Source organism: Flavobacterium aquidurense (assembly GCF_031458035.1).
GTDB classification, from domain to species: domain Bacteria; phylum Bacteroidota; class Bacteroidia; order Flavobacteriales; family Flavobacteriaceae; genus Flavobacterium; species Flavobacterium aquidurense_C.
In genome coordinates this window covers 128,726-138,832 of sequence record NZ_JAVDXR010000013.1, presented here as the reverse complement: position 1 = coordinate 138,832, position 10,107 = coordinate 128,726, and the positions used below count along the sequence as shown (strand labels likewise).

The window sequence follows — 10,107 nt, the reverse complement described above, 5'->3', positions numbered from 1 at the left end:
TTTAGAAGCCAATTTAGAGGAGTGAGAAACATAGACTTCTTCTTATTTAGATTATCGAATCTTTTTGCCTAATCCCCAACTTTTGTGCATGATCCGAAAACATGTTATTAAATTATTAAGGAAGAGGTTCAGAGTTTCTAAAATGGGATTAAAATGTCTAACGTATTGAAAGAGAGCAGCAAGAGGAAATAATTTACTGACTAATGGGTGATAATAAAAAGTGCACTGACTTTTACTTTTAATCTTAAAAAGAATTGTTTGATTTATTAGCTTAAAATTCTTGCCGAGATTCCACATTCTTCGGAACTAAAAAACTAAGTTTTATGCATAAAAAAAGCTCCAGATTTCTCTGAAGCTTTCGTCTTGGTAGCCCGTAGCGGAATCGAACCGCTCTTACATGGATGAAAACCATGCGTCCTAACCGATAGACGAACGGGCCTGCTTTTCTAATGCGGGTGCAAAAATGCAAATAATTTTAAAATACACAAAATTTTTTTTAAGAAATTGTTTTTTAGTTATTCAGAGGGTTTCTTGTTTAGAAATAATCAATCGCAAATAAAGTGGGTTAAGTAATTTGTATTTGTTTGATTGATAGCTTGTTGTTTTGAATGAAAAAAAAGAATCCAGAAGTCTTTTTTCCTGAACTTTTTAAAGTATACCTTTCAATAAAATTGAAAAATTTTCATTTTGAAAGAAATTATTCCTGTTTTTTCGGAGCGTTTCTTTTGAAAAAGCTGTGCAAATGTCGCTGACTTTGCATAACTTTTTTGTGTTTTTTGTGAAATTGTAGTTATGATTAAAAGATCCTGACTTTTACTTATAAAGAGAATTATACAAGAAAGGAATATATTAATTACGATTTGCATTATTCGCCTGTCTAATTGCTTTAGGATCCGTTAAGTTAAAGCGGTAAACAAAACTAAGACGGTAACGGGCAGTATTAGGAATACTGTTTTCAGTAACATAATAATCTGTTCCGGTTGTCGTGCTTTTATTTTGACGTAAGTTAAAAGCATTGCTCACATCAAACACGAGTGTGGCTTTGTCTTTTAATAAAGTTTTACTCAAACCAAAATCAAGAGACTGTAATGCAGCGTTTTTTGTTTGCGCATTTTGTTGTTCACCGCGAAAGTTATAGCGGCCCTGAAAACTTAATTTTGCAGGCAATTTAATCTGTGTACTCAAACGTCCTGTATAAGTTTGCCCTTCGTAGTCAAGATCTTCCTGCTGATAACTTCCTTTTTGATTAAAATGATAAAAATTCATTTCCATATTGACCTGCAGCCATTTTAGGGGATTGTATAATGTCGAGATTTCTACGCCGCTTCGTATTTCATGCTGAATATTAATAGGCGTTGTATAAAATATATCATTTTCACGATAGGTAAAATCCTGAATATACCCACTTTCCCATTGGTAATAAACAGAAGGATTCAGTGTGAAAGTTTTCCATGTTTTAAGAAATGCCAATTCAAAAACATCTGTAAACGATGGATTAAGATCTGGATTCCCAACATATTGAGAATTTATATCGGTCAGTTCATTAAAAGGGTATAAGGCATACAAAGGCGGACGATTTATACGCTTGCTGTAATTTAACTGTAAAGTCGAAGCTTTAAACTTATAACTTAAATTTACTGTAGGAAACAGTCTGTTATATTTTTTGTCATCATTATAAGTGTTTTTTATATCTGTAATAGCAATTTTGGTAAACTCATTACGCAAACCCAGCATATAATTAAATCTTGAAATTTTATTGCTGTATTGTGTATAAGCGCTGGCAATGGTTTCGTTGTAATTCATGTCGTTATCAATATTTTGATAGATATTCCAATCACTTTCTTCTTGCTGTTCGGCTAGAAAATTACTGGATACTTTACGAATTTCTGTTTTAACGCCAAATTCAAATACAGAAAGACTATCAATGGGCTGTGTAAAATCACTTTGAACCAGCAAATCTTTACTGTTTCCAATTGAGTTCGTTCTAATGCCGGGATATGTCACTACAGTTGGATACAAACGCTGTGTAGAAATGTTCCAGTCTTTATCACTGTTCCACCAGTCATACTGAACATCGATCGTCCATTTTTTGACCGGTTGTTTAAATGTTTGCGTATAATTAAACTCGAATTGATTGTAATCTCTTTTTTCTAATGATTTACCTTCTCTTGTCAAAATACTGTCTTTTGTAGCAGCAGCATTACTGTAATCATACAATAAATGAGTTTTGTCATTGTCTTCTGTGGCATTTTTTAGAAAAGCGGCTGTAATGGTGCGATGCTCATCAATAAAATAATCGGCGCCAATGTAAATTAATTTGCCATCATCGTGGCGATCTTCGTTTTGTACATGGTCTAAGTAGCTTGTTGTGCCGTTATTCACAGTAGCTTGATTGGTAGTATACAATCCAACATAATCAGAAGAGCGGATGCTGAAATTAGAAAATATATTGATCTTATCCGATTTATAATTGATGCTCGGATTAAGGCGACTGTCATTTGGGGAACCGGCAACCAGTCGTACCTGACCGCTAAAACCGCTTTTTTTGTTTTTTTTCAAAATAATATTGATAATTCCTGCCGAACCCGAAGCATCATATCTTGATGAAGGATTCGCAATTACTTCTATTCTTTCAATTTGATCAGCTGCGATTTGATCAAGCGCGTTATTTTGGGTTAAACCCGACTGACGGCCATTAATCAATACCAAAACACTGCTGTTGCCACGTAGACTTACCGATCCCGTTGGGCTGACCGCAACAGACGGAACGCCATTTAATACATCATTTGCAGAACCATTTTGCGAAAGTACATCTTTGCCAACTTCAAAAACTTTTTTATCCAGCTTTAAGCTGATGTTTGGTTTTTGTCCGCTAATTTCTACGGCGTTTAATTGGACAGCATCTGTAGATAAACCAATAATTCCCAATTCTATCTTGGATTTAACCGAAATAATTTCTAATGGCTGTGCGTAATTTTGATAGCCTACAAAGCTAAAAAAGACAGTCATTTTCCCAACTGGTAATCCTTCTAAAGTAAAAACACCCTGATCGTCCGTAACGCCAATTATTATTGTTTTTAAGTTGTTGTCTTTTACAGAAACTGTTACATACGGTAGTGTTTCTTTGGTTGACTTGTCTACTACTTTTCCGGAAAGCGTAGTTTGTTGTGCATGGCCAAAAAGATGAAAAAATAAAATTAAAATACTAGTTATTATGGTTTTCATGGTTGCTTTTTTTTACGGTACAAGATTAGCTTATAAAATAAAATGCCGCCTTTTAAAACATGCAAACGGCTCCATGAGCTTTTGAAATGCATTTCTCTATTCGATATTTATTATATCTTTATCTCATGTATCGTCTTACCTTTTTTATCGCTTTTTTACTTCTTTTGTTTACGTCTTGTGAACAGTATACTGATTATGTGAAATCGGATGTCACCTACAATACTGACATTGATTATGCGCAAGATTATCTGGGAAAACATGAAGATTCCATATTTAAAGTTCATATTCCTGTAGCGCTGCTTAAGCGCGAAAAAAATGCTGGAACATTAGGTTTGCAAGTGAACAGTTTTGGTGCTTTTGATGTTTACTGGGATGGCATTTTAGTCGGAAGCAATGGTAAAATGGCACAATCAGACCAGGCCGAAGTACCAGGAACAGAAATGACTTATTATCAAATTCCGGAAAATTTAGCTTCTATTGGCAAGCACATTATAACGGTTATCGGAACACAATCGCAATGCCGGGAGGCACGTCGGGGAATTAATGTTAAACTTGAAAGCTATTTAAGATTGCATCGCTCACCGCTTGTTGTGATGTCTTTCATGAATCTTATGGCTGGCGCTTTTCTTATTGCTGCTATTTATTATTTTTTTTTATATATAAACAGTACTCGTAAAGAAGCCACAGTTTTGCTTTTTGGAATAATTTGTTTGCTTTTCTTCTGCTTATTAATAATAGAATACGTCAAATTTTATATAGATATACCGTATACTCAGTATTATACCCGCTTAAAAATCATTGGCTGGCTAACCTTTTTTATATCGATGCTGGTGCCATGGTATTTCATGCTGCAATTTGACTTCAAAAAAAAGCGATTGTTTTTATTTCTTTTGTTTGTCAGTCTTATAGCTATCTACAGTATTTATTACGGTCATTATGATATAACCGCCATCTATTTTAGTTATGTGATGTGTCTTGTTTCCTTTATTATTGCTGCCAATGCAGCAGTCCGAAAAATAAAGGGCGGTCTAATTGTTGTCTTTGGTTTACTCGTGAGCGTGGTGGTAAATTATTTTGTGTTTTATGATTTTGGATTGTTTATCGCTTTTACGATCATCGTGTTGTCTATGCTTTATCTTCATACCATTAGGGCCAAAGCGATCGAAGAAGCGCATAATGCATCGCTATTGCTTTCTTCAAGATTGCAGTTAGAACTTATTAAGAAAAATATTCAGCCACATTTTCTTCGAAATACATTAACTTCATTAATAGATTGGGTCGAAGAATCTCCACAGCAGGGCGTCGTGTTTATTCGTGCGCTGGCAGACGAATTTGATATTATGAATTCTATTGCCGAAGAAACAATTATTCCCATTAGGGAAGAGATTGAATTATGCCAAAAGCATTTGCAGGTAATGTCCTTTCGGAAAGAAATTTGTTATGAGTGGGAGGAAAAGGATATCGATGAAAATGAAAAAATTCCTCCGGCAATTATTCATACGATTGTCGAAAACGGAATAACACACAGTCAGCCTCCAAAACAAGGCTGTATCCTTTTTCGTTTGAGTTTTACTAAAGAAAAGAACTATAAAGAATATGCGCTGTTAACCATAGCTAAAAACCGAACAACAAGAAAAGACAAAAGCGGCGGTACTGGTTTTAAGTATATCAAAGCCAGATTGAGTGAAAGTTACGGCGACAACTGGCAATTTGATTCTTTTGCTGTGGAAGAAGGCTGGCTGACAACAATTAAAATTTTTGATAAAAAATGAAGATTCTAATTATTGAAGACGAGGCGAGAATTGCCAAAAGAATAGAAAGAATGACCCGTGATTTTTTTGATAAAGAAGTGCAAATTCTGCTTTGCGATTCAGTTGAAAATGGTTTAACTACAATCGAAGAGCATTCGATTGATTTGTTGTTGCTTGATCTAAATTTAAATGGGGAAGACGGATTTGATATTCTTAAAACTGTTGTAGCGAGATCTTTTCAAACCATTATTATTTCTGCTTATACAGATAAAGCCATCACAGCTTTTAATTATGGAGTATTAGATTTTGTGCCAAAACCATTTGATGAAAACAGGCTTTCCCAAGCATTTACACGTTTTACTTCTCCGGAAAAACAAGCCAATGGTGATATGCAGTTTTTAGCTGTAAAAAAAGCAAAAACAATCAAACTCATTCCGATTAAAGATATACGATATATTAAAGGCGCAGGAATTTATACAGAACTGTATTTATCAGACGGACATATTGAGTTGCATGATAAAACTTTGGAATCATTAGAAAAACTGCTTCCGTCAACATTCCAAAGAATCCATAAATCGTATATTCTGTGCTGGCATGAAGCCGATAAATTCGTTGTCGAAGCAGGGGGGAAATACAATATATTACTTAAAAATGGCGAATTATTGCCAGTCGGCCGTTCAAAATATAAAGAAATAAGGTATAAAATGATTTAGATTGAGTAGCCCTAACCGCCGGACAATTTTCGAATCATTTTGTGGATGATATAAAGAAGTTGAAAAAACAGGTAATTAAATTTATAAATTAGGAGATTTTGAACTACACACTTAGAGCAGTATTTGTTGATATTTATAGCGAAAATTATTGTCCTATTTGTACTTACTCAAATCTAGATTAAGAATCGTACCAACTTTGCTAAACTCTTCATTAATCTTTGCATTCAGGATTAGTTGTTCATTTTTTATTGGATGATTAAAAATTAATTGATGTGCATGAAGCATCATTCCTTTCAGGTTATAATTCTCCAGCCACAATTTATTTTGTTTGTTACAACCATGTGGACGGCTTCCTAAAATGGGATGAAAAATATGTTTGAAATGTTTTCGTAATTGATGCATACGTCCAGTTTCAGGAATCGCTTCTACCAAACAATATCGGGATGTTGGTTTATTATTAAATTCTAAGGCAACTTCGGCATTTTGCAAACGATGAAAGTAGGTTATTGCATTTTGTTTAATATCATCATCATTGATTAAATCATAATCAATCGTAAGTTCCTGGGGTGACCAACCACGTAAAATGGCTAAATATTTTTTCTCGACTTCGCGTGTGGCAAAACGATCATTCATAATTTTTAGAACCTCTTTATCCAACGCAAATAACAAGACACCAGATGTTTTGCGGTCTAAACGATGAATAGGATAAACGTGTTGCCCTATTTGATTCCTCAATTCCTGAATAGCATAAACTTTTGCATCGCGTGCATAAAATGATTTGTGAACCAACAATCCACTAGGTTTATTAATTGCGATAATATATTCGTCCTGGTAAAGAATTTCTAACATTTGGCAAAAATAGAAGAGATTTCGATTGAAATTACTTTTACGACTTATTTATTTCTATAGTTCTCTCCGCAGCTGATGAACGCAACAAGATGTTGAAAGAGGGTTAAAATGATAAAAGCTCCGGATTTCTCTGAAGCTTTGTCTTAGTAGTTCGCCGCGACGAAGACTTGCACCCGTGTCCGCGACGCGGATATGAACACGACGAGCTGTTAGAATTTAAAATAAAAAAAGCTCCAGATTTCTCTGAAGCTTTGTCTCTTAGTAGCCCTAACGGGGCAATTCTAGAACCATTTTGTGGATGATTTAAAAATATTGAAAGGGCAAATGATTAATTCAAAATTTTTAGATTTCTAAGAAATGGTGAGTTAATACACTTATGATGCAGCTTGTAAAATGTTTTTATAGAATTATTAAGTTTTAGAAAAAGAAATATCCAACAGATACCTGAAATACTCCGTTTTTAACTTTACTTGAAGAATTCTCTACATTATTAATATCAGTTAATCCCAGGTTATATCTTGCACCAAAATTAAGTCCGTTGTCAAGTTTATAACCTACACCAAAATTAACCCCAAAATCAACAGTCTTAAATGAATCTTTTACATTTATCTTTTCATTTTTAGCAGAAAGCAAAAAACCTATTTGCGGTCCCGCTTCAACACTCAATCCTTTTATTAAATAATATTTTGCCATTAAAGGAACGTTCAGGTAACTTAAGGCAACTGTATTATCATTAAAACTATAGCCCTGACCAGAATACATTACTTCGGGTTGGAAAGAAAATTTTTCAGAAATTGGAATTTCTGACATAACACCAAAATTAAATGCAGTTACAACATCAGTACCTTTTGTATCTCCACTAACGGATGCAAAATTTAAACCTCCTTTAGCGCCAAATTTAATTTCTTGGGCATTTACATTCACAAATCCTAAAACTGTAAAAACAGCTAGTAATAAAATTTTTTTCATAAGAGTTGATTTGAATTATTTGAAGCCAAAATTCGAATAAGAAAAAATACAAAAGGTTTCAAAACCTTAAAATTGTATAAATCGGTACTTATTTGTTGGCGTTTTTATATTCATTTGGTGTTTGGCCTGTTGCTTTTTTAAAGGCTTTGTAAAAAGTTGTTTTTGAAGTGAACCCAGATTCCAACCCTATTGTCAGCAAATTATAATTTTCATATTCAGAATTTGAAATCATTTCCTTGACAGCTTCAATTCGATGGTTATTGATGTAATTGGCAAAGTTATCTCCAGTTAGTGTGTTCACAATTTGAGAAACATAACCTGCGCTTATGCCTAGCTGTTCTGCTACTTTTTCTCTGTTTAATGTACTGTCAGTATAAATGTGGTGCTCTTTGCAAAGAAGTTCTAGTTTTTGAAAATAAAGATTATCGGCAGTTATGGATTCTCTATATTGATCTTGTCCGCTGTCTTCTGTAATATGCAAATCGCTAGATGAAATCGTCAAATCGCTGTTTAGAAAATTGTAGACAGCATCTTTGTTTTTAGCTAGTTTATATTTGTAAATGCCTACATAAGCTGTCCAATGAATTATGAATGTTGCAGATAAAGCCAGAACATTCATAGTAGGAGAAATGTCAAATTGAAGAAATAAGCCAGCTAGAGCAGTAATTAGAAAAGCAAATAGCAATGAAAAAATAATTGTTAATAAGGTAATTATCCATTTCTTTTCCTCAGAATTTTTTATATGTCTTACCTTAAAATAAGAGTAAATTGGAAGGATTGGAAGAAATGTAACTGCTAATGCGAGATGAATCAGCCCAAGAATATTAAGAAGACTGTTGTATGAATCAGGAATGCTGTAAAGCCCTGCAACATGATCAAGATCTTGCAAAATGCAAAGTACAGCGGAATAGATAAATGGAATAAAACACCAATACTGTTTTTGTTTGCTTTTTTGGGGATCATCAATCCGGTTGATAATAAACAGGAAGATGAAAGCAGGTATTAGAAATGTCCACTCGATGTGTTCAATAAAGTGTAAAATAGGATAGAAAGTCGCTGCTTTTTCAACCTCAAAAACATGATTTAATAAGATAATTGAAAAGGTAAATAGCAAATAGGCTAAATATTTATTTGATTTACTATTGAAAATTGAAGACTTTAAAATGACTAAGCCTAAAACGATTCCCTGAAAAATTGCAATATTTAAAAGTGTGGTATAAATCAATTTTTTAAAATAAAAGGTTCTTTTAAGATTTTGTTTTTGGGTATTGTAAAATATAGCTTATTTCATACGAATTAGCTGAACGAATTTAGAGTAATGCAAATGATTTTCTTAACGGATTAAGAAATGATTAACTAAAAGGATAAAGGATTACCAGATATTCAACTAAGGAAAAGAAAAAGTTTTTGGAGAATGGTTTCATTTAGAAAACAAAAAAAGCTCCAGATTTCTCTGAAGCTTTTGTCTTAGTAGCGGGAACAGGACTCGAACCTGTGACCTTCGGGTTATGAGCCCGACGAGCTGCCTACTGCTCTATCCCGCGATGTTTCGGGTGCAAAGATACGCCGTTTTTTGAGAAATCCAACGAAAACATTAAAAAATGTTTTATTTTCTGTATTGAGTTGATATGACTACCTTTGCAAAATAAATAGTACACAAATGTCACATAAAGCAGGTTTTGTAAACATCATCGGGAATCCAAACGTTGGAAAATCAACGTTGATGAACGCCTTTGTTGGAGAAAGATTATCAATCATTACATCAAAAGCACAAACAACACGTCATCGTATTCTTGGAATCGTGAATGGCGAAGATTTTCAACTTATATTATCGGATACCCCAGGAATCATCAAACCGGCTTATGAAATGCAGGAGTCGATGATGAACTTCGTAAAATCGGCTTTTGAAGATGCTGATATTTTAGTTTACATGGTCGAAATAGGGGAGCAGGATTTAAAAGACGAAGCTTTCTTTAATAAAATAATACATGCTAAAATTCCGGTTTTGCTATTGTTGAATAAAATCGACAACTCAAATCAGGAACAATTAGAAGAGCAAGTAGCATTTTGGACAGCAAAAGTGCCAAATGCTGAAATTTTCCCAATCTCGGCACTACAGAATTTTAATGTTCCGGAAGTTTTCAGCAGAATTATTTCGTTATTGCCAGAATCTCCGGCATATTATCCGAAAGATCAATTAACAGACAAACCAGAACGTTTTTTCGTAAACGAAACAATCCGCGAGAAAATCTTGTTGAATTACAGCAAAGAGATTCCGTATGCAGTTGAAATCGTTACGGAAGAGTTTTTTGAAGATGAAAAAATCATCAGAATCCGTTCCATCATTATGGTAGAGCGCGAAACTCAAAAAGGAATTATTATCGGACATAAAGGTGCTGCTCTTAAAAAAGTAGGAACCGATGCTCGTGCTGATTTGGAGAAATTCTTCGGAAAACAAATTCACATTGAATTGGTTGTGAAGGTGAATAAAAACTGGAGAAGCAACGCGAATATGTTGAAACGTTTCGGGTATAATCAGTAATTTTTGTTTAATCGGTTAATTGTTTAATCGTTAATTTGATTCAGGTTTCAAGTTTCAA

The 10,107-nt window shown here is 33.8% G+C and carries 7 protein-coding genes and 2 tRNA genes; 3 read left to right on the top strand and 6 right to left on the bottom strand.

All coding sequences use genetic code 11. From position 1 onward, the window contains the following. Window positions 1–364 precede the first annotated feature (364 nt). A tRNA-Glu gene (locus J2X17_RS17845) sits at window positions 365–439 on the bottom strand. Between the two features lie 410 nt (window positions 440–849). Continuing rightward, a complete protein-coding gene (locus J2X17_RS17840; protein WP_310301100.1) occupies window positions 850–3,225 on the bottom strand; it encodes a TonB-dependent receptor in 2,376 nt (791 codons plus the stop codon). A gap of 125 nt (window positions 3,226–3,350) precedes the next feature. Here J2X17_RS17840 and J2X17_RS17835 point away from each other — a divergent pair, with 125 nt between their 5' ends. Together J2X17_RS17835 and J2X17_RS17830 are read left to right on the top strand one after the other, a co-directional pair. Further along, window positions 3,351–4,997 carry a histidine kinase gene (locus tag J2X17_RS17835; protein ID WP_310301099.1) on the top strand — a complete coding sequence of 549 codons (1,647 nt, stop codon included), beginning with the start codon at window positions 3,351–3,353 and terminating at the stop codon, window positions 4,995–4,997. Beyond that, on the top strand, window positions 4,994–5,689 hold the full coding sequence (locus tag J2X17_RS17830) for a LytR/AlgR family response regulator transcription factor (RefSeq protein WP_310301098.1): 696 nt from the start codon (window positions 4,994–4,996) through the stop codon (window positions 5,687–5,689). The genes J2X17_RS17835 and J2X17_RS17830 overlap by 4 nt, the downstream gene beginning before the upstream one ends. 153 nt (window positions 5,690–5,842) lie before the next feature. On the opposite strand, the gene J2X17_RS17825 is transcribed toward J2X17_RS17830, so the two are convergent. The 4 genes from J2X17_RS17825 to J2X17_RS17810 form a co-directional block, all read right to left on the bottom strand. Next, window positions 5,843–6,538 carry a pseudouridine synthase gene (locus tag J2X17_RS17825; protein WP_310301090.1) on the bottom strand — a complete coding sequence of 232 codons (696 nt, stop codon included), beginning with the start codon at window positions 6,536–6,538 and terminating at the stop codon, window positions 5,843–5,845. 417 nt (window positions 6,539–6,955) lie between these two features. After that, entirely contained in the window at window positions 6,956–7,507 is a 552-nt protein-coding gene (locus tag J2X17_RS17820) for a porin family protein (RefSeq protein WP_310301088.1), read from the bottom strand. Between the two features lie 88 nt (window positions 7,508–7,595). Beyond that, window positions 7,596–8,732 (bottom strand): helix-turn-helix domain-containing protein, encoded by a 1,137-nt coding sequence (locus J2X17_RS17815; RefSeq protein WP_310301086.1) that lies wholly within the window; start codon window positions 8,730–8,732, stop codon window positions 7,596–7,598. A gap of 246 nt (window positions 8,733–8,978) precedes the next feature. After that, window positions 8,979–9,051: transfer RNA gene (locus J2X17_RS17810), tRNA-Met, on the bottom strand. A 116-nt stretch (window positions 9,052–9,167) separates the two neighbouring features. Between J2X17_RS17810 and era the strand changes: the two genes are divergently transcribed. Next, window positions 9,168–10,049 carry a GTPase Era gene (era, locus tag J2X17_RS17805; protein WP_026985744.1) on the top strand — a complete coding sequence of 294 codons (882 nt, stop codon included), beginning with the start codon at window positions 9,168–9,170 and terminating at the stop codon, window positions 10,047–10,049. The last annotated feature ends 58 nt before the right edge of the window (window positions 10,050–10,107 follow it).